Annotated in this window: 17 protein-coding genes; 9 read left to right on the forward strand and 8 right to left on the reverse strand. The window is 48.2% G+C overall.

Features of this window, described 5'->3' with window-relative positions; genetic code table 11:
* The 5 genes from L0Y31_RS11755 to L0Y31_RS11775 all read right to left on the reverse strand — a co-directional run bounded on the left by L0Y31_RS11755 (nt 1) and on the right by L0Y31_RS11775 (nt 4,399).
* Nucleotides 1-2,991, reverse strand: coding sequence for a toprim domain-containing protein (locus tag L0Y31_RS11755; protein ID WP_234733260.1), 2,991 nt, complete (start codon nt 2,989-2,991; stop codon nt 1-3).
* A 25-nt stretch (nt 2,992-3,016) separates the two neighbouring features.
* Nucleotides 3,017-3,253 (reverse strand): hypothetical protein, encoded by a 237-nt coding sequence (locus L0Y31_RS11760; RefSeq protein ID WP_234733261.1) that lies wholly within the window; start codon nt 3,251-3,253, stop codon nt 3,017-3,019.
* On the reverse strand, nt 3,246-3,623 hold the full coding sequence (locus tag L0Y31_RS11765; protein ID WP_234733262.1) for a LytR/AlgR family response regulator transcription factor: 378 nt from the start codon (nt 3,621-3,623) through the stop codon (nt 3,246-3,248). Before L0Y31_RS11765 ends, L0Y31_RS11760 begins: the two co-directional genes overlap by 8 nt.
* Complete coding sequence (locus tag L0Y31_RS11770; RefSeq protein ID WP_234733263.1) at nt 3,620-3,886, reverse strand: hypothetical protein; 267 nt, start codon at nt 3,884-3,886, stop codon at nt 3,620-3,622. The genes L0Y31_RS11765 and L0Y31_RS11770 overlap by 4 nt, the downstream gene beginning before the upstream one ends.
* A 225-nt stretch (nt 3,887-4,111) precedes the next feature.
* Entirely contained in the window at nt 4,112-4,399 is a 288-nt protein-coding gene (locus L0Y31_RS11775) for a hypothetical protein (protein ID WP_234733264.1), read from the reverse strand.
* A 103-nt stretch (nt 4,400-4,502) separates the two neighbouring features.
* Between L0Y31_RS11775 and L0Y31_RS11780 the strand changes: the two genes are divergently transcribed.
* From L0Y31_RS11780 to L0Y31_RS11795, 4 genes are all read left to right on the forward strand, one after another.
* Complete coding sequence (locus tag L0Y31_RS11780) at nt 4,503-4,832, forward strand: helix-turn-helix domain-containing protein (RefSeq protein WP_234733265.1); 330 nt, start codon at nt 4,503-4,505, stop codon at nt 4,830-4,832.
* A 77-nt stretch (nt 4,833-4,909) separates the two neighbouring features.
* Complete coding sequence (locus L0Y31_RS11785) at nt 4,910-6,235, forward strand: exonuclease domain-containing protein (protein WP_234733266.1); 1,326 nt, start codon at nt 4,910-4,912, stop codon at nt 6,233-6,235.
* Between the two features lie 5 nt (nt 6,236-6,240).
* Nucleotides 6,241-6,531: a hypothetical protein gene (locus L0Y31_RS11790; protein WP_234733267.1), complete on the forward strand. Its 291-nt coding sequence runs from the start codon at nt 6,241-6,243 to the stop codon at nt 6,529-6,531.
* Nucleotides 6,532-6,585: 54 nt separating this feature from the next.
* Nucleotides 6,586-7,419, forward strand: coding sequence for a S1 family peptidase (locus L0Y31_RS11795; RefSeq protein ID WP_234733268.1), 834 nt, complete (start codon nt 6,586-6,588; stop codon nt 7,417-7,419).
* A gap of 375 nt (nt 7,420-7,794) precedes the next feature.
* Here the strand turns inward: L0Y31_RS11795 and L0Y31_RS11800 are convergent, their stop codons facing one another.
* Together L0Y31_RS11800 and L0Y31_RS11805 are read right to left on the reverse strand one after the other, a co-directional pair.
* Nucleotides 7,795-8,751, reverse strand: coding sequence for an NAD-dependent epimerase/dehydratase family protein (locus L0Y31_RS11800; RefSeq protein ID WP_234733269.1), 957 nt, complete (start codon nt 8,749-8,751; stop codon nt 7,795-7,797).
* A 171-nt stretch (nt 8,752-8,922) separates the two neighbouring features.
* Complete coding sequence (locus L0Y31_RS11805) at nt 8,923-10,512, reverse strand: calcineurin-like phosphoesterase C-terminal domain-containing protein (protein WP_234733270.1); 1,590 nt, start codon at nt 10,510-10,512, stop codon at nt 8,923-8,925.
* Between the two features lie 220 nt (nt 10,513-10,732).
* On the opposite strand from L0Y31_RS11805, the gene L0Y31_RS11810 reads away from it, so the two are divergent.
* Complete coding sequence (locus L0Y31_RS11810) at nt 10,733-12,241, forward strand: choice-of-anchor I family protein (protein WP_234733271.1); 1,509 nt, start codon at nt 10,733-10,735, stop codon at nt 12,239-12,241.
* Between the two features lie 90 nt (nt 12,242-12,331).
* Here L0Y31_RS11810 and L0Y31_RS11815 read toward each other — a convergent pair whose 3' ends face one another.
* Nucleotides 12,332-12,796 (reverse strand): cytochrome B, encoded by a 465-nt coding sequence (locus tag L0Y31_RS11815; protein ID WP_234733272.1) that lies wholly within the window; start codon nt 12,794-12,796, stop codon nt 12,332-12,334.
* Between the two features lie 97 nt (nt 12,797-12,893).
* Between L0Y31_RS11815 and L0Y31_RS11820 the strand changes: the two genes are divergently transcribed.
* The 4 genes from L0Y31_RS11820 (at nt 12,894) to L0Y31_RS11835 (ending at nt 19,125) form a co-directional block, all read left to right on the forward strand.
* Nucleotides 12,894-13,196, forward strand: coding sequence for a DUF4286 family protein (locus tag L0Y31_RS11820; protein ID WP_234733273.1), 303 nt, complete (start codon nt 12,894-12,896; stop codon nt 13,194-13,196).
* 328 nt (nt 13,197-13,524) lie between these two features.
* Nucleotides 13,525-15,861: a glycosyltransferase family 4 protein gene (locus tag L0Y31_RS11825; protein WP_234733274.1), complete on the forward strand. Its 2,337-nt coding sequence runs from the start codon at nt 13,525-13,527 to the stop codon at nt 15,859-15,861.
* Between the two features lie 90 nt (nt 15,862-15,951).
* Nucleotides 15,952-17,451, forward strand: coding sequence for a glycoside hydrolase family 130 protein (locus tag L0Y31_RS11830; RefSeq protein ID WP_234733275.1), 1,500 nt, complete (start codon nt 15,952-15,954; stop codon nt 17,449-17,451).
* A gap of 147 nt (nt 17,452-17,598) precedes the next feature.
* On the forward strand, nt 17,599-19,125 hold the full coding sequence (locus tag L0Y31_RS11835; protein WP_234733276.1) for a DUF4394 domain-containing protein: 1,527 nt from the start codon (nt 17,599-17,601) through the stop codon (nt 19,123-19,125).
* The last annotated feature ends 138 nt before the right edge of the window (nt 19,126-19,263 follow it).

The following is a 19,263-nucleotide window of genomic DNA, read 5'->3' on the forward strand; positions in this document are numbered from 1 at the left end:
TTAGAAGGTTAAACCATCGCCGTTGGGGCTTTCGGTACGCTGCTCTTTGGCATCATCATAGGCCAATAGCTCCACGCCGGGCGTTTGGATGTATAGAAATTCTATTGATTCACTCGCTGCCGGTTGTGGCTTTTCCCACCTTCCAGCGCCCCGGTTCCAAACCTCTTTGATGGCTTTGATGGTGAGGCGTTTGTCGTCCTTGCGGTAGCCAGAGGCACCTTCTGGGTTCAGCGTATAGCCGTTGTACAATGACCACAGCTCCAGCTTTTCTTTGAAGCTCTTTGGACTGCACGCGTTTTTGATATCGCCGGTGTACGTCGTGAACGCTTTGTAGCGGGGCCAGTAGGTATTGAGCCGACCTGAATCCTCGCTGAAGTACATATCGGCCCAGTCCATGAACTCCTTACCCACTTTCTGACGATAGGTGTTAATGAGCAGGTTATCCATTGGCGGATCAATTCGACCATGCTGCATCCACGCCTGGACACAATGAGCCATGAAGTTGTAAAACTCATTCCACTCATTCTCCGTAAAATCCTCGAATAGCTGCTTCCCAAAATCGTCGATGGGCCGTCTGGTTTCCCGGTACTGGTTTTTCGGATTGTAATGGTAATAGTCCGAATAGGCTGTGAACCACAAGCGACGCCAAGTACTGGAGTCGATTTTCGTCGGAGTAAAGTTGGACGCGATGTAAAGCTTTGGCGAGTCCCGGAAATCCAGCCGCATGGTTTTGACGCCCTTGCGGTTGATCGTCATAAAGTTGGTGATCATCGAAAAGAACTCATCAAACGGCGTTTGCTTGTGGGCATCATCAATCCACACCAGGTCAGTGTGCTGACTAACTCCCTCAAACTTGAATCGGTCGCTGATTTCTTCGGCATTCCGCCCGTTCAGCTTGTGTACCGGCATCAAGTGCTCCAGCGCACCGGCGGACATGGACTTTCCGGTTCCACCACTGGAGGCATCAGGATCGTCCATGACGTAATCCATTGACCAAATGGCGTAGGCATCGGCTTTATTCTTGTAGCGGTGCAGGCAATACCCAAACGCGGTGATCTTGTTGGCCAGGTGCTGCATCTGCGCCTGAATCTCTTCGTCTTCCAGGTGCGGCCCATCAATGGCGTAGGGGTGCTGCTCCAGATAAAACTCCCGCTCGGATGGGCTGAACTTGTCCATTTCGGCCTCCAGCTCTTTCCGCCAGTGGACTCTGGAGGCGTTGATAAGATACCGGAAGAATAAACAATCCTTCCGGTATACTGCTACTCGATTTAAACTAAACTCGTCTTTTGTGATCGCAAACGGAGCGTCCAGCTTTTTGACCTTGTGCGGAATCACCTCATTGGCCCAAACGTAACGCGTGGCGGTCTTGGCGTCCTGTTCCTCAATGCCGTCTTTGGTGATCTTCCAAACCTTGTTGGTAAAGAAAATGTACTGCGTATGGGCATCGAAATCATCAAACTGTAGCTCCAGCTCCGGGAGCAGAGCCAACTGCTGATCATTGAGATCCGTCGAGCGGCTGAAGGCATCCCGGAGCCGCCATTCAAAACAGCGTTCTTCCAGGAAGTGGTGCAGGAACTGCCGGATTTCTTCGGTCGATATCCGACGGACAATATTGCCCGTTACACGCACGTATTCCCATTGTTTCGTCCCTGATTCGTCGGTTCCCATGACAAGCCTGGCAAAGCCGTTTCGGTACAGAAAATTGCGGATCAGCGTCGGCAGCGGGGTGTATTTTTTAATTACTTCGCCATCGATAATGACCGGCTCATCCTTACGATCTTTCTTCACCTGCTCATCCCAGAACTGGAGCGGGTAGGCATTCCGAATCAATTGGCGGAAATCGTCCCCTTTGAACTTCTGGAAATAATCACGAACGTCTTTGTACTTTTTGCCCCGCCAATCGCGGTCCATATCCTCCTTAAATTCAGGCAGGTAGATGGCCCGCATGTTCAGAAAGCGCATGGCCAGCTTGTGGGTTTGCTCCCGGCCCTTGCTGTCGTTGTCGTACAGGATGTAGACATGCCGACAAATCAACCGCAGGTCTTTATACTGCTTATCGGAAAAATTATCAGTCTCCGAATTTTTCCAGATCACCTTGAAGCCCATTGCCGCTACGTTCAGGGCATCCGATCCACCGGAGCAAAGAATGAGTTCCGGGATTCGGAAGTCTTCCCCACCCGATTCGGCTTTATCCTCCGAATCTTCCTGCACGGCGTTGTCTTTGATCTTCTGATTCTGCTCGACAAACTTCCGGTGAAAGGCCAGGCCGTGTAGGTACGTAGCGGGCTTGTCTCCAAAATACCGAAAACGGTCTTTTTCGTCGCGGGCTTTGGGCTGGTAGATTTTCTGAAATTCCTTTTCGTCATAACAGAAAATGGGGTAACTCTCCGTGGAGCGGATAACGTGCTTAACGAGCTTGTTATCTTCTTTGCGGGAGCGGCTTACCCAGGCATACCAATCGACAGCATAGAGGTTATACTGCTTACACAGCTCAATGGCTCGCTTGATGCCTTTTTCTTCATCTTGGAGGCTGCCCACCCGGCACAACGTATGCCAGACGTTTAACGAAAAAATAGTCTTCAGTTCCGCCAGTGTTGGGTCACGATATTCGATGTAATGCCAGCCTTCGGGCTGGTCGGCTTCGGGTTCTTCAGCGCGGTATTCAAAGCCGGGCTTAGCCTTTTTTTCGTCTTCAGGAGTCAGGTTGAAGCGGTCGGCAATGAGCTTGCAAGCTTCTCCAAACTCGACGTTTTCTAGCCGCATCACTACGCCAATGGCGTGCATCGATGGCCAGTCTTCCCCGTGGTTTTTTACCCACCACACGCCCCCGTGTTCCCGGAGCGTGCAGGCTGGTTTGGTGTCGGCCTGATCGAATCGAAAGTGCGTCCTATTCCTGGTGTGAACGTCTATCGCATCCGGGCACCATGCCTGAATAACGTCAAGTCCGCCCTGTGTTGCGTCAAAAATATCCTGGGCTTTTACGTAAGCCATAGGTCAGAGAATTTACGGTGAGTAATCAGGCCGGGTCAGGCTTGTGTAAAGCAATCAGGCGGTTCAGGTGTTCCAGGCACGTAAGGAGTGACGACATCATATTAGTGATTTCGTCCGTTTTCAGGGCGAAATTGTCGTGCAAAAACTGGTACTGCTGGGCAACTGTTGTGTGGGCCGCTTCTAGCTCAGGAAGCGGATAGTCGTGCAAACGCAAGTCGTAAAAGGCGTTCAGCACATCCTCAATGCTGTTCATGTTAGGCATGGCCGTGTGCGTTTTTCTGGTTCCAGATACGTCGAAACTCAGGGGTAGTGCGGCGGCTGACGGGCAATCGCGTGTTGTTTTTCAATTCAACCCCCAGTGGCCGGTGCAACTTGTAGACAGCTTTGACATGGTTAAGATTCACGGCATGGCCTTTGTGAATGCGGAAAAACCGCTCATCCAGCCGATCCATAATGCGGGAAATAGTTATCCCGGTCAGGATATGCTTGCCACCTACCAGGTGAAACTTGGTGTAATTATCCACCCCCTCAATCCATAAAATGATGTCGAAATAGATTTTCATGGAGCCTTTCCGGGTCACAACGCGGATAAATCCAGCGGCTTTGTTGCGTTCTATTGGTGTTGGTTTCATTTGCCCGGATAGGAGTTTATGCCTGGGCCGTAGGGTTTGAGGCCCAGACTGGTGAATACATCACTGATTTGCACGTGCTGAAGGTCTACATCAATCTGCTTTTTGGCATCACCCAGACAGCTGGATAGGATAGACTTAAATGAGGCTGGTAGCGCCAGGACTGTGCGGGTTAGTTTGGCATCGACATAGAGACGGATTACATAAGCCTTTGCCCGGTTACCAGCTAAATAGGGCTCACCGACATAGGCGTTTTCCGTTACCATTACAGTGATTCGCTTGGTACGGTAATCTATATACGCTTTTGTCGCTTGACTTTCACCGGAGAGGTCTAAGAGGTTGCCAGCAGTTTGTGACCATGCTGGTAAGTAGATAGTTACAAAAAATAGTGTAAAAAGGGCGTAGCAATTCCGCCCGTTAAAGCACGGGGAATTAACGAAATGGTGATTCATCCTTATGTTGGGTTTGAATAGTTGCTTGTTGCGCAGAATCTAGCTTGCCTCGCTGGCATCCCTTATTATTTGCTCCAAAAGCCTAGTTGCCTTTGCAGTAACAATCAAACTCGCCCGATTTTGCCTTACACTCTGGAGCCTTATGTAGCCTTTCGGCCCAGCGAAATCGATATCCTTTTCCGCCAATAGTTCGGCTACTTCAGACATGTTCCTGAAGTGTTTTGCTGCCTTGCCAAATCGGTCACGCCAATATTCGACCGTTAACATTTTTTCTTCTAGGTCTACCGTTTGCTCAAAACCTACTTGAGATTGGTCGTCTTTAGTCATACTTTTACTTAGTAAGATTTTCAAAGTATTATTTAATAACACGAAGGTACAATTAAAAAGTACCTGTGTCAATAAATAGCACAAGTATTTTTTAAATGTACTAATGCAGGATTTCGGTAGGAGGTTAAAAGCACTAAGAGAGCAGAATGGGCTATCCCAAGACCAATTAGCTTCGTTAATGGGGAAAAGCGGGAAATCGGTTGTATCATCTTGGGAAAGAGGCGCATCTGGTCCGTCATTGGCTGACTTGATGAAACTTTGTGAGATACTTAAGACTACCGCTGGTTACTTAGTAGATGGGGTAGAGGCTCAACCGAATATCGGAAATGAACCACCAGCTGGATATGTACTAATGCCGGCTCAAGAAGTAATCGAGATGCAGCGTCAATTGCTGAAAAAACAAGCAGATATCATTAGAGAGCAAAAATCCTGAAGCCCTGATTCGGGCCTATATAAAGTTTTTCGCGAATATCAATTGAAAAGACCTCCGATCTATTTGACTAAACCTTTATGAATCCTGAAGAATTTGAACTACTGGAGCCTTCTAAAAAGAAGGCCGATAAGCAGTATACCGACCTTGAATTATTGTTTCTAGGGCCACGGTGTGATTATGATCCTGTGAATCCACGAACCCCAACAGGGCGCACCTGGGCAGAATTAGAAGCCTACCGCGTTGAAAATCTCCGGAAGAATTTCAGACTAGGTTTAACTGGCGAGACAACACTGCCCGAATATCCTTCATCCCACACAATGATTGAAGGGGATGAGTTGGAGGTCGTATTGAGGGCAATGAAAAAACAGGAAAAGCGAATTGCTAAAAAGTACGAATACAAAAGCCACTTCCTGACCCTGATTCGTCACCACAAGCCATTCGTTTACTTTTCTGAATACCTGGCACAGCTTGAAGCTGAAGCTGCTGAGCCGGTTCTACTAGAAGTGCCAGGACTAGATTTTATTGCTATCGATTTTGAAACCGCCAACAGCAAGCGCAATAGCGCCTGTTCTTTGGGATGGGTAGATGTGCGGAGTGGTCGCGTATATGACAAGGGTTACCACCTCATTAAGCCTTTTGAGCTTGAGTTTGATTATATGGCCGTCAAAAAGCACGGCATAACGCTTGACATGGTAAAGAATGAAAGAACGTTTGATGTTCTCTGGAGAGAAGAATTGCAGGCACGTTTTGAGGGCAAATTGATCATTGCGCACAATGCCGCTTCTTTCGATATGAACGTCCTGCGTTCGACGCTGGAAGCGTTTGGCGTTACCGTACCAAATCTAAGGTATGGCTGCACGATGCAGGCGGCTAGAGAGTTGAAGATGCCAGGCAAGTTAAAAGAGTTATGCGTTGATTTCCAGATCAAGCTCAAACACCACAATGCTCTGTCGGATGCCGTGGCCTGCGCTAAAGTGGCTATTCGCCAGTTTGAGCAGACCAAATCCATTAACGTATTCTTCCCATCTGATCTATTTCCCCCAGTCAAAGAAAGTTCAGGACGTGGTGGCTACCCATTCCGGTCAACTCGTGAAGCCGATATGTATGGAATTTCGTTTGCTGTTGAACTGCTCCAGAACGAATATTCCTTTGAGGGCAAAACGGTTATCGTTACCGGAACATTCGACAATTTCCCAGATCGGGACGATCTTTTGAAGTTACTGGAAAACAAAGGCGCTCGAATAGTGAGCAGCGTTACCAGCAAACTAGATGTAATGATTATTGGCAAAGACCCAGGATGGAGTAAGGTCGAGAAGGTAAAGGCGCTCATTGCTCAGGGGAAAGTAATAGAGCTAATCAATGAAGATCAAATTGGTCCTAAGTTCAAACTAACAGCTCAGTAAATAATATGCCAGGCAAAATTATAACCGAGCTAAATCTAGGAGGCAGGCAAAAGCAATTTGGTATTGAGCTTACTCCTGAAACTGAGCAAGTAGAAGAGCTATTTGACAAGTTCAAGGGGAACACATTTGCTTCTGAAGAAGAAAGAGAGATAGCAGACGCGACGCTCAGTTATTACATATCACAAGTAATCACGGGTTATGATATCCTTAGGGCAGACCTGCTGATGAAGTTAACAAAGAAAAATCGAGGCAGAGCCGTCTTTGCGGTACAGGTAAGAGCACATTTAAGGCCGTAAAAGTCAATTATCTAAATCTTGTTTTAAACTAACTACTTATATCCCTTAATCAATATGGAAGGACAAAATTACGTACCCATGTTCGACATGCTTACGTTTACTACTGTCAAAATCACTTGTCAATTGAAAAATGGAAATACAAGCTCTGGAACAGGGTTCATTTTCATAATAGACTATAAAGGCGAACATTCTATCCCCTTAATCATTACTAATAAGCATGTTGTCAAAGATGCTGATGTTGGCACCATGGTATTTTCAACGCATGATGGAAGTGGGGAATATATTCCAAAAAAACACTATACAGCAACTATCCTCGATTTTGAGAAAAATTGGACTCCGCACCCTGAGCCAAAAATAGATTTATGTGCTATGCCTTTTGCACCAATAATTAATGAAGCAGTGGCAAGTGGAGTACATATATACTACCGAGCCCTAACAAAAGACATTACACCCACAGCAGAGCAATTGGCTGATTTTGATACTATGGAGAACATAGTAATGGTCGGTTATCCTAATGGCTTTTCAGATACAACAAACAACAAGCCTATATTAAGAAGGGGTGTTACTGCAACAAATCCTAAAATCAACTATTGTGATGACCCGTATTTCCTAATTGATACAGCCGTATTTCCAGGTTCAAGTGGGTCTCCTGTTTGTATAGCCGATCCGATGGGCTACGCTTCAAAGGGTAATTTTATGATGGATAGTCGACTATTGCTAATAGGTGTTGCCTTTGCAGTCTTTTTGCACAACGCGCAAGGTAAGATTATTCAAGTGCCAATCAATCAAGTAGACTTACGTGTGATTACTGGGATTCCTAATAATCTTGGAATTGTCGTTAGATACGACAAGATCTTTGATTTTGAGCGATACTTTAAATTGCCTTAAAGGGGCTTGATAAGTTTCAAGTCCATCTGTAACTACATCTGGGTTTGCAATTTCATGATCGCGCGCAACAGTTAAGCGAATTCCAGGCATTTTATTTTCTTGAGTATGCTTCATCGTCGTAAAAGTTGTGTCAGGCTATACAACATTAAATAGAAAGTAATCATTCAACCGCCATGCTACACAGACAAGGTACATTAGTATAACCCAAAGTAAGGATATTGGGATGAGTATTTATTATAAGGGTAATCGCCAAACTTTTCCGAATCAAAGCATAAATACCTCTAATTCAATGCACGTCGAAATTCCGTCGGGGCCACGAAACAGTGGTAAATGCCTCAAAACAGCTCGTTTTGGGGCATTTTTATTAGTTCAACTCTACCGATAACGCAGGCTAGACCTGATTTCAGGGAGCATCTGCTGCAAACCTTCCAGAAGGGAGGTTTTGGGCTTATAGCCAAACCATTGAGCCGCTTTGTTACTATCTGCGTAGGTTCGTTCCACATCGCCGGGCTGTTCAGGGCAATAGGTAAGCAGGGCTTTTTTACCGACTACCTGCTCTATTGTGTGAATTAAATCCCGCAACGTAATTGGTTGGGAACTGCCCAAATTGAAGATTTCGAAGCCTTTTATTGCCTGTAAAGCCTGAAGAATGCCCTCGACGATATCGCCGACGTAGGTATAATCACGCGATGTGCTGCCATCGCCAAACACCTCAATTAGGTCTCCGTCCAGCATTCGCCGCATGAACGAAGAAATCGCCATTTCGGGCCGCTGCCGGGGGCCATATACCGTGAAAAAGCGCAAACAAAACGTGTCAATGCCGTAGAGACTGGCATAATTTCCGCAAAGAAGTTCGCAGGTTCGTTTCGTGATGGCGTAAGGGGAAATTGGCTGCCGAACGGGGTCGTCTTCACGGAAAGGAAGCTGCATACTATTGCCGTAGACGGAAGATGAAGAGGCAAAAAGGAGTTTCCGAACCCCGGCCCGGCGCATGCATTCGAGCAGAGTAAGGGTGCCGCTGACATTGGTGTCTACATAAGCCTGCGGATTCGCCAGAGAAGCCCGAACGCCAGCTAAGGCTGCCAGGTGAATAACGGCATCGAAAGCATGGGTTTTGAATAGCGTTTCTAAAACAGATTGATTGCGAATATCAGCTTCCAGAAGATAGTAGTTCGGATGAAGACGACAAGCCTCAATGTGGCGCCGTTTGAGCAGTGGGTCGTAACTATCATTAAAATTGTCAACCGAACACACGGTGTGCCCCTGCGCTAGCAAACGTTCGGAAAGGTGAGATCCAATAAAGCCAGCACCGCCAGTAATGAGGATATTCATGCGTTTATGCAACAGATAGGATAGCTACTACGCCCAAATTTACCTCAATTTTGGACGCGCTGGTACAAAACCGGTTTCAGAAAAACGCATGAACCGCTTCACCCTTCCGAAAAGTCAGTTATTTCGGAAGGGTGAGGCAAGACAAAATACACTTGAGAACGATATGCGCCACTAAGGAGCTACCACCCGGAAGCTGGTTTTGTTGGTGAACGTACGCCCATATGCATCTTTCACCTGCACCTCCACGTTATGCTCGCCAACCGGCAGATTGCCACCCAGACGCGCTTTCCATAAATGGGTAGAAACGATCGGAGCAGAAGGCTTAATGCCTTTCAAAGGCTGGTCGGCAGCATCCCAGCGATAGCGAACACCCAGCATTGTTGGGTCGGCTTCCTCAGCTAGAATCATCTTTTTCCAATTGCCGCCGTCAACGCGGTAACTAACCGAATCGCGGTGGCTGCCCTGAAAGAAATTAGCGTAAACATCGTTCCGGCCTACCTGGCCCTGCTTGATCGATTTTGGGGCATACAAGCCAATTTTATAGGTTTCCGGCTGTCCGGCAATCCGGTAATCAAACGAATACTGATTACCATTGAACGACAAAAACAGGTATCCTTTGGGCGTGCCGTCGCGCATGGTCGATGCAGGAACGCCCTGTTCATTGTCTTCCCCGGAATACCAGTCGCCCGAAGTCGTTCCTACGTTATACTCGTGGTGCGGCGTGGCGCGTTCCAGCCCATCGACCTGGCCGTGAAAATAATGCTGCTGAATGTGCGTGTGCGCGGAAAGCGAAAGCGTATGAGGAAAATCTTTCAGGAAAGAAAGCAGCCGTTGCCGGTCGGCCTTGCGGAATGATTCGCTATCACCTTCACTAAAGAGCGGAATGTGGTGACAAAGAACCACCAGATAGTCTTTTGGAACTGTCTTTAAATCAGCTTCCACGAACGCAAGTTGGTCGGGACGCAGGCCGCCCTGGTAGCCCGCCCCATCGCGCGGATCGGGTGAAAGAATGTCATCCAGCACAATAAAATGGACTTTACCCTGATTAAAGGCATAGGTATTGGGTCCGTACATGGCTTCAAAACTTTCGTCCGAGAGGCTGTCTTGCTTGGCATCGTGGTTCATGTCGTGGTTGCCCATAACCTGAAACCAGGGCAAATCCAGCTTGCGAATAGCGCTGTTGTAAGCCTCAAATAGGGGAGGGTTATCGCCAACGAGATCACCCAGACTCATACCAAAACTAAACCCCTTTGTTTTACCTTGTAATTCGGCAATAACACCCCGCTCGAAGTAACCAACCTGATCCGTGTTGTATACTTGAGGGTCACCGAAGACAAGAACCTGGTAAGCGTCGGGTTCGGTTTGTTTGGTAAGTCCGAAGTCGATGGATTTTGGCAAAGGGCCCGTCGGAGCTACACCCGCAAATTTCTGCTTGGGCGACCCCTGGGGTTTGTGGCGGTAGAAAAATTGCGGGAGGTTCTGCGCATTGACGGGGAGCCGATAGCCGGTGGGTTTAATCACAAAAATGATATTATCCTGCCCAACCGGGAGTTGGTAATAGCCTTTCTGGTCCGTTAATACGACGTCCTTTCCGTTGGAAACAGCTACCTGGGCCAGTCCGGCTTCCTGCCGATCTTTTTTGCCGTTGCTGTTTTTATCTTCGAAAACAACGCCTTGTGCCTGATTCTGAGCCAAAACGGGCGTAGCGAGAGGAAACAATAAACTCAATAAAAATGGATGTAATAAGTTAGGGAGGCGCATGTTTGTAAGGGAAATAAATGCTACAAACTTAAAGGGTAGGAATAGGAAAAAAGGAACTGTCTTGTTAAGAAAATGTAAAGAAAAGGGCCAATAATTAATACTAAAATAAGCAAAGGCGCTGTTTATACCGGGACTTGTTAAATAATTATTACGCTTTCAGCCAGAGGATTTTAGGTTGAGGTTAGCGGCTATTTTTACTCCGTTCAATCTCTCTAAAAACATGATTCAGAAAAATTGGCTGGTAGGATGGGCGCTGTTAGCGGTTGTCTCCAACGCCTGCATTACCGATCACCGCGATGACCCCACTCAGCTACAGGAAAATCCGGCTGCCTTTAAAGAAGTGACTTCCGTTGATTTAGGGGGCGAAGCCGCATCGGAAATTTCCGCTTATGACCCCGCTAGCAAACGCCTGTTTGTGGTCAATAACGAGTCAGCTGCTAAAGTGGAGGTACTGGACTTGTCGGCTTACCCAACGACCACGAAATTACAGCCGATTGATGTGTCGGCCTTGGGTGGCGTTGCCAATAGCGTGGCCGTCAGTGGCGGCAAGCTGGCCATCGCGCTGGAGGCTACCAACAAGCAGGCAAACGGCAGCGTTATTGTGTTAAATACCAGTACACTAGCTCAGATTCGACAAGTGGAAGTTGGTGCTTTGCCAGATATGGTAACGTTTAGTCCCGATGGAAACTACATCGTTACAGCCAACGAAGGCGAGCCCAACGCAGCCTATACCAACGATCCGGTGGGCTCTATTTCAATCATCAATATTGCCAATAATTACAGCGTCAAGACATTGACCTTTGAGGCGTTTGCCGCTACACAGGCTCAATTAACGGCGGGCGGTTTTCGCCTCTTTGGCCCCAATGCAAGCTTTGCGCAAGACGTTGAGCCTGAATACGTAGCTATTGCCTCCGATTCAAAGAAAGCCTGGGTAACGCTTCAGGAAAACAACGGAATTGCCGAAGTAGATCTGGTCAATGGGGCCATTCTGCGGATTCATCCGTTGGGAACAAAAGACATCAGCCTGGCCAGTAACGCCATCGACCCCAGCGACCGGGATAGCAAAATTAGCTTAGCGACCTGGCCGCTGAAATCGTTCTATCTGCCGGATGCCATTTCGTATTTCTCAGCCAACGGTGGGGGCTACCTCATCACGGCGGATGAAGGTGATGCGCGGGAGTATTCGGCCTTCGATGAGCAGGTGCGTGTGAGTAGCCTTAACCTGGACGCTACCGTTTTTCCGAACGCAACGGAACTAAAACTACCGGCCAACCTGGGGCGTCTGCGCGTAACCAGAACAGCCGGGAATACCGGTGGCGTTTATAAAGAATTGTATGGCTTCGGTGGCCGTGGATTCAGTATTTACAATGCCGCAACCGGGCAGCGGGTTTATGAATCCGGGAAGAGTCTGGAAGAGCGGGTCATTGCGGCCAATCTGTACGACGATGATCGGTCGGATGACAAAGGCATTGAACCGGAAGGAGTCACGGTAGGCATGATGAATAACAAGCCCATTGCGTTTGTCGGTATGGAACGGGCAGATGCCATTGCTATCTACGATGTGAGCAATCCGGCGGCCCCTCAATTCCTGCAACTGTTTAAAACGGGCGATGCACCAGAGGGCGTTTTATTCGTCGCGGCCAAAGACAGTCCGAACGGTCGGAGTATGCTGGTGGTTAGCAGTGAAGGCGATGGAACGGTAAAAGTCTATCAGCCGGATAAAATCTAATAAGCGCCCGTCAAACATAACCGGCTTTCATGAAAAGTCCCTCAACCAACTCGTTGAGGGACTTTTTAGTTATTTGTTTATTGGCTTTGCTTAGAACCAGCCCGCACCCGGAATCCGGAATGGCCAAGGAATTGCCGCCAGAATGGCAATCAGGCCGAGGGTATAGAAAATAAATACAGCCCGGTGTTTGTTGATAGGACCCGGAGCCCGGCGTAAGCGCGACCGACCAATGGTAATCAGCACGGCGGCAATCAGCATGAGGGCAATATGCTCCACGGCGTAGAAGCGGTACAAAGGATTTTTCATGATTTCTCCGAAAGGCAATGCACCATCGCCAAACAGAGGAACTTTAGGGCTAACAAAATAAAGAATTAAGCCAATAGTGACTTGGATGTGCGTTGCAATCAGCGCCCAGACATAGAGCTTATTGTCGCCGGTAGAATATTCGTCGCGTCGTTGCCATTTCAAAAAGGCCGATACGGCGGCGGCAACGAGAAGAACGAGAACAAGCCAGCGCACTCCAGAATGGGCACGAAGTAGTATAGAATATAGCATAGGTTATAAATAATTAAGTACACTTTCCAGGCGACAAAGAAACAACATAAATATAAGACAGCCCCAACTTTTGCCTAAAAATCATTGTTCCAAAATTATGATTCTATACAATGTTACCATCAATATTGAGCCGTCGCTTGCGCAAGACTGGCTCCGCTGGATGAAGCAGGAATACGTACCGGAAGTTATGGCTACGGGGCTACCTGCCGAAACTAAAATCTTACGGCTGCTGACAGAAGTAGGCAACGGTGGCGTGACCTATACGGCCCAATATTTCTTCAATGCTATGGAGGATTTTATTACCTACGAAAAACTGCATGCCCCCGCCCTGAATGCCAAGCTACATGCGCGATACAGTGACAAACTGTTAGCGTTCAGAACGTTACTGGAAGAAGTATAAGCAACAGCGTACTTTAGCAATTTTTTTGATAATTCCGTATAAAATATGATTTATTTTATACGGAATTATCTTTTTGTGGCTATTCATAGCCATTATCAACTTCCTCCCACCAAAGTTTGAGTTCTCCAGGCGGTTGTTTAATTCGTCGCTACACGCCCGGAATGCGGCAAAAGGCTCCAGAATCCCTTGTTGACGTTTCCATAAACAATTCACTCCATCTATAGTTAAATAGATATAATATATTAAAGATCCACTCAAAACGGATTATTCTTGGTAAATAATTACTGAATCCGCTTTATTCTAGCTTCCATTTCTGATGAATAATGTCATGACTAATTCCCAGTCGCATGCTCTGACTGCTGTAGGCCCCAGCAATGTAGCATTTATCGGCGATTACCTACCCCGTCGGTGCGGTATTGCCACGTTTACTGCCGACCTATACAAGTCATTTACGACTTTCAATCCTAACTCCAGTGCGATGGTAGTGGCGGTGAATGATCTGGAAGAAGGCTACGACTATCCGGAAGAAGTACGTTACGAATTTTATCAGCATGACCTAAGCTCTTACCGAAAAGCTGCTGAATTTCTGAACGCCATGAATGTAGAAGTGGTGTGTCTTCAGCACGAATATGGCATTTATGGTGGTACGGCAGGCAACTACATCCTGACGCTACTAAGAAGCCTGAACATGCCCGTTATTACCACTTTCCATACGGTGCTTAAAAATCCGGACAAAGACCAACTAATGACCCTGAAAAGCATCGCGGATGTGTCGGCAAGGGTAGTGGTTATGTCGGAAAAAGGAAAGCAGTTTCTGCGTGACATTTACGAAATTCCAGAAGATAAAATTGACCTGATTCCGCACGGCATTCCAGACATGCCCTTTGTTGATCCGCACTTTCATAAAGATCGGTTTGGCATCGAAGGCAAGCAGGTTCTCCTGACATTTGGGTTGTTATCGCCCAATAAAGGCATTGAAAACGTGATCAAGGCATTGCCGAAAATTGTCAATCAGTTCTCGAATGTCGTCTACATTGTTCTCGGGGCTACCCACCCCAATCTAGTTCGGGAGCATGGGGAAGTATACCGGGATAGCCTGAAGCAACTGGCCTCTGAATGCGGCGTGAGTAATAATGTGCTGTTTTACAATCAGTTTGTCGATCACGAAAGTCTGCTGGAGTTTCTCGGAGCAGCCGATATTTACATCACGCCCTACCTGAATCCGGCGCAAATCACCTCGGGTACGCTGTCGTATGCATTCGGGGTCGGCAAAGCGGTAGTGTCAACGCCTTACTGGCACGCCGAAGAACTGCTGGCCGACGGACGGGGTGTTCTGGTGCCTTTTGGTGATTCTGAAGCCATTGCGAACGAAATTATCAATCTGCTCAGCGATGAACCGCTGCGTCATGCCATGCGGAAGCGCGGCTACATGATGGGTCGGGAGATGATCTGGGAGCGGGTTATGGAATTATATGGACAGTCATTTACGGCGGCTCGCTATCAGCCCATCGCTGGATTGGAGAGCTTGGTGCCTTACTTAGACGGAACCGCTCCCGACAGCAATGGAGGAAGCAGCTACCAGTTGCCGCCTATCCGTTTGGATCATTTATACCGCCTTTCGGATTCAACCGGCATTATTCAGCACGCACGTTACCATTTGCCGCATTACGAAGAAGGGTACTGCACCGATGACAACGCCCGGGCCTTGATTCTGACGATTATGCTGGCGGAGTTAGGAGTTACTGAGCGCCGCATCGGTGAGCTGGAAGATACTTACGCAGCCTTTCTGAACTATGCCTGCTCCGATAACCAGAGGCAGTTCCGTAACTTCATGAGCTACGACCGCCGGTGGTTGGAAGAAGTTGGCTCCGACGACAGCACGGGTCGGGCTATCTGGGCCTTAGGGACCTGCATTGGCCGCTCGTCGAACAAAAATCTGGTGATGTGGGCAATTCCCATCCTGCACAGAACCTTGCAATCCGTGGTTGAGATGCAGTCGCCGCGTTCCTGGGCATTTGCCTTGTTGGGCATCTGCGAATACCAGAAGCGCTTCAGCAATGACCGCAAAGCAAAAGCCCTTCAGCAGCAACTGATTGAGAAAATGAAAATGCGTTTCGCAGATTCAGCAACGGAGGACTGGCCTTGGTTTGAACATTATCTGGTTTATGACAATGCCGTATTGCCGCAGGCCTTGCTGCGTTGCGGAGAGGTTCTGGGCTGTGAGGAGTTGATTGAGATTGGACTGCGTTCCCTAAACTGGCTGATGAAAGAACAGACTGCCGAAGGCGGACATTTTCAGCCCATCGGCTCGAACGGTTTTTATACCAAAGGTGCCGAGCGCGCTTATTACGACCAGCAACCGCTGGAAGCACAAAGCACCATTGCCGCCTGTATGACCGCCTACCGCGTCACGAAAGAAACGCGGTGGATCAGCGAAGCCTTGCAGGTGTTCAAATGGTTTACGGGATACAATGATTTTGGACTTTCCATCTACGATCAACAGACGGGTGGTTGCCGCGATGGATTGCAAATCGACCGGGTCAACAAAAATCAGGGTGCTGAATCGACGCTGTCTTATCTGCTGGCTTTGACAGAACTGCACCTCATGCAAAAACATATTTCTGAAACAGAACCTGCAAATTCGGCGTTTTCTATGATGGTATAATATTAAAAAGAGCGAAAGAGTGAAAGGGCGAATCAGGAATCTATTTCCTCGCCACTCTTTCACTCATTTACTCTTTCACTCTTTTCACTTATGAGTATCAAAGCCACCCGTACTGGCATTGTCCTGCGACCTGATCCGACCCGTGTTTTATTCCGCCCCTTTGACATGGGCAATTCGTCCCGACTTCTTAAAATAATCGCCCGTGTCAGTTCCATGACGGACGAAGAGGCGGAGCGTAAATTGAATGAAGTTATTCGGGAGTTTGGAAGCCGTCACTATAAACTGGAGCGCTTCCTGCTCAAACGGTTTGAACAAATCAAGCCCCATCTGCTTACGGATGAACCCATAACGCAAGAACGGCAGCTTTTACTGGGTGCTTATTTTACAATGGAATATTCGCTGGAATCGGCGGCTTTGTTCAATCCTTCTATGGTTTGGCACCCCGATCAAAGCAACGTTCCACCCGGTTTCAAACGCTTTATTTTGAGTCTGCGGGCAACAGGCGAAGGCCATATTTCATCCATAACCTTCCGAATGGGGTATATTGATGAAGAAAGCAAAATCATCCTGCGGAAACCGTCCCGGTACGTAACCTCCCCCGAAGTGGTTACAACGCACCTTTTTAACCGGCAGCAGTTCGAACGCAAGTTGTACGAACTTCGTCTATCCAATCAGATTGCTGATCAACTGCTGTCTGGTATTGGCGACGAGTTTTACTTGCAGGAACTCGAAGAACGGATCAAACGGATGCTATCGCAATATCGTCACCACGCCGAATACGAAACCATCGCGGGCGGAATTCTGGCCCTGGCCCGGTCTAACTACGAGCTGGATTTCGACGACGACCAGAGCCTCGACGAACGCTGCATTTTCCCAACCTCACCCAACGAGACCAACGGCATTGAAGATGCTCGTTTTGTGCAGTTTACAGACGATAACGGCGAAGCCATCTACTACGCTACCTACACCGCCTACAACGGTCGGGTGACCTTCCCACAGCTGCTGGAAACCAAAGATTTTACGCATTTTAGCGTCAGCACCCTGAATGGAGCAGAAGTGCAAAACAAAGGCATGGGGCTGTTTCCGCGTAAAATTAACGGTAAATACGCCATGCTTTCCCGGCAGGATGGGGAGAATATTTACCTCATGTATTCGGATGATTTATACTTCTGGCATACCAAAGAGTTGATCGTTAAGCCAACTTATCATTGGGAATACGTTCAGTTGGGGAACTGTGGATCACCACTCGAAACCGAAGCAGGCTGGCTGGTTTTAAGCCACGGCGTCGGTCCCATGCGGAAGTACGCCATTGGGGTTTTCCTGCTCGATTTGAATGATCCGTCCAAGGTAATTGGCCGCCTGAAAGAACCATTGCTTAGCCCCGACGAGAACGAACGCGAAGGATACGTGCCAAACGTGGTTTATAGTTGCGGCGGGCTTATCAACAACAACGATCTGATTATTCCATACGCGATGTCCGATTATGCCAGCAGCTTTGCTACGGTTAATCTGAAAGACTTGCTGGCCGAGCTGACCGGACGGCAGGAGAGCGTTGAGGTAGTCATAACAAACGAAGAAAAAGAAGGCTAACCCAGGTGCCGTTGGCTAACTTAATGAATGCATGTTATTTGCGCTATTTAAGCCCACTCTGTAAGTTTCTCAGTTTTATTGAATCCAAACAGAGCGTAGTTACGTAGGTCCGGGTGTTTACTCATCCTACATTATAACTTTCAAACTATGTTCAACTTCAACAAGAGGACACAGAGACTGGGCGTACTTGCAGCGGCGCTGGGCTTATTGACAACCTTAAATTCCTGCCAGGATCACCGCCAGGCTCCCGCGCCCGAGGCGCTGCCCGATGTAACTGTCTACGGGATTTCCGGCGAGACGCCTAATCAGCTGGTTCGCTTCAATGTGCGGTCATCCGGTACAGTTGACGCTTCCCTGATCGTTCGCGATATGGAGCCTGGTGAGCGCCTGTTAGGAATTGACTTCCGGCCTGCTACCGGGCAGTTGTATGGGGTTAGTAGCGCAAGTCGCATTTACGTCATTGATTTAAAAACGGGTATTTCGCGCCGAGTGGGAACCAACCCCTTTACGCCGGCGATCAACGGAACGATTGTCGGATTTGATTTCAACCCGGCAGTTGACCGCATCCGTATTGTTACCAATACAGGCCAGAATCTGCGCCTGAATCCGGAAACGGGTGCGGTGCAGATGGTAGATGGATCAATTAACGGGGCGGCAGGCGTCGCTTTATCGGGAGCGGCTTACACCAACAACCGGGCGGGGACGACAACAACAACGCTGTATGACATTGATCCCGCAACGGACAAATTGTATCGCCAGGACCCGCCAAACGACGGAAAACTGGTTGAAGTTGGACCACTGGGACTCGATATTACGGGCTCTGCTGGCTTTGACATTGCCCCCGATGGCCGCGCACTGGTTTCGGTGGTGTTTGGTGGTAAGTCTGAATTACAGACCATCGATTTAAACACGGGCCGTTTGCAGAAACTGGGCGATTTGCCAATGAACCTCATTGGATTAGCCATTCCAACAGAGCCGGTAGCTTACGCGGTTGATGGTGGCAATAGCCTGCACATCTTCAACCCAATGAATCCGGCGCCAGTTGCGAAAACACTGACGGGGTTACAAACCGGTGAAATCATTGTTGGTCTTGACTTCCGGCCAGCCAATGGCCAGCTGTATGCTTTGGGTAGCACGAGCCGACTTTACACCATCAACACGTCGTCAGGAGCAGCAACTCAGGTTGGTTCAGGGCCCTTTACACCGGCATTATCCGGCGGTGATTATGGCTTCGACTTTAACCCAACAGTTGACCGTATCCGTTTAGTAAGCAGCATGGGCCAAAACCTGCGTTTGAATCCAGAAACGGGCGCTGTAGGAAACATAGATGGCACATTAAAACCAGGAACGCCAACGGTTTCGGGTGCAGCTTACACCAATAACTTTGCGGCGGCAACAACGACAACGCTGTACGATATTGATAGCAACACAGACCAGTTACTGATCCAGGCGCCACCAAATGACGGTGTTTTGACCGTTGTAGGTTCGCTCGGAATTGATGTAAGCGGAGCCAATGGCTTTGATATTGGTGGCACGTCAGGAACGGCTTATGCCATTCTATCGGCTAATGGTTCGACCGGCATTTACCGCATCAACCTAAGCACCGGTGCTGCAACCTTAATGTCTCCATTCCCGCTGGCCGTACGTGGCTTTGCTGTGGGATTAGGGTTCTAGTCAGACAAATGAAAAGCCTAACGCTTTTCGTTATTGGCTAATTCGATTAATTTTTTGTAAAAAAGCCCTTCTGTTTAACCAAGCGGAAGGGCTTTTTTTGCAACTATGTACTTCCGTTCCAACAGGACTACTTCTATT

This window comes from Tellurirhabdus bombi, assembly GCF_021484805.1.
Taxonomy (GTDB): domain Bacteria; phylum Bacteroidota; class Bacteroidia; order Cytophagales; family Spirosomataceae; genus Tellurirhabdus; species Tellurirhabdus bombi.

Excerpts from the sequence above, each read along its gene's own strand:
- L0Y31_RS11760 (WP_234733261.1), bottom strand. The coding sequence starts at position 3,253 with ATGCCTAACATGAACAGCATTGAGGATGTGCTGAACGCCTTTTACGAC.
- L0Y31_RS11820 (WP_234733273.1), top strand. The coding sequence starts at position 12,894 with ATGATTCTATACAATGTTACCATCAATATTGAGCCGTCGCTTGCGCAA.
- L0Y31_RS11810 (WP_234733271.1), top strand. The coding sequence starts at position 10,733 with ATGATTCAGAAAAATTGGCTGGTAGGATGGGCGCTGTTAGCGGTTGTC.
- L0Y31_RS11815 (WP_234733272.1), bottom strand. The coding sequence starts at position 12,796 with ATGCTATATTCTATACTACTTCGTGCCCATTCTGGAGTGCGCTGGCTT.
- L0Y31_RS11825 (WP_234733274.1), top strand. The coding sequence starts at position 13,525 with ATGACTAATTCCCAGTCGCATGCTCTGACTGCTGTAGGCCCCAGCAAT.
- L0Y31_RS11805 (WP_234733270.1), bottom strand. The coding sequence starts at position 10,512 with ATGCGCCTCCCTAACTTATTACATCCATTTTTATTGAGTTTATTGTTT.
- L0Y31_RS11785 (WP_234733266.1), top strand. The coding sequence starts at position 4,910 with ATGAATCCTGAAGAATTTGAACTACTGGAGCCTTCTAAAAAGAAGGCC.
- L0Y31_RS11780 (WP_234733265.1), top strand. The coding sequence starts at position 4,503 with ATGCAGGATTTCGGTAGGAGGTTAAAAGCACTAAGAGAGCAGAATGGG.
- L0Y31_RS11790 (WP_234733267.1), top strand. The coding sequence starts at position 6,241 with ATGCCAGGCAAAATTATAACCGAGCTAAATCTAGGAGGCAGGCAAAAG.
- L0Y31_RS11800 (WP_234733269.1), bottom strand. The coding sequence starts at position 8,751 with ATGAATATCCTCATTACTGGCGGTGCTGGCTTTATTGGATCTCACCTT.
- L0Y31_RS11795 (WP_234733268.1), top strand. The coding sequence starts at position 6,586 with ATGGAAGGACAAAATTACGTACCCATGTTCGACATGCTTACGTTTACT.
- L0Y31_RS11775 (WP_234733264.1), bottom strand. The coding sequence starts at position 4,399 with ATGACTAAAGACGACCAATCTCAAGTAGGTTTTGAGCAAACGGTAGAC.
- L0Y31_RS11755 (WP_234733260.1), bottom strand. The coding sequence starts at position 2,991 with ATGGCTTACGTAAAAGCCCAGGATATTTTTGACGCAACACAGGGCGGA.
- L0Y31_RS11770 (WP_234733263.1), bottom strand. The coding sequence starts at position 3,886 with ATGGTAACGGAAAACGCCTATGTCGGTGAGCCCTATTTAGCTGGTAAC.
- L0Y31_RS11830 (WP_234733275.1), top strand. The coding sequence starts at position 15,952 with ATGAGTATCAAAGCCACCCGTACTGGCATTGTCCTGCGACCTGATCCG.
- L0Y31_RS11765 (WP_234733262.1), bottom strand. The coding sequence starts at position 3,623 with ATGAAACCAACACCAATAGAACGCAACAAAGCCGCTGGATTTATCCGC.
- L0Y31_RS11835 (WP_234733276.1), top strand. The coding sequence starts at position 17,599 with ATGTTCAACTTCAACAAGAGGACACAGAGACTGGGCGTACTTGCAGCG.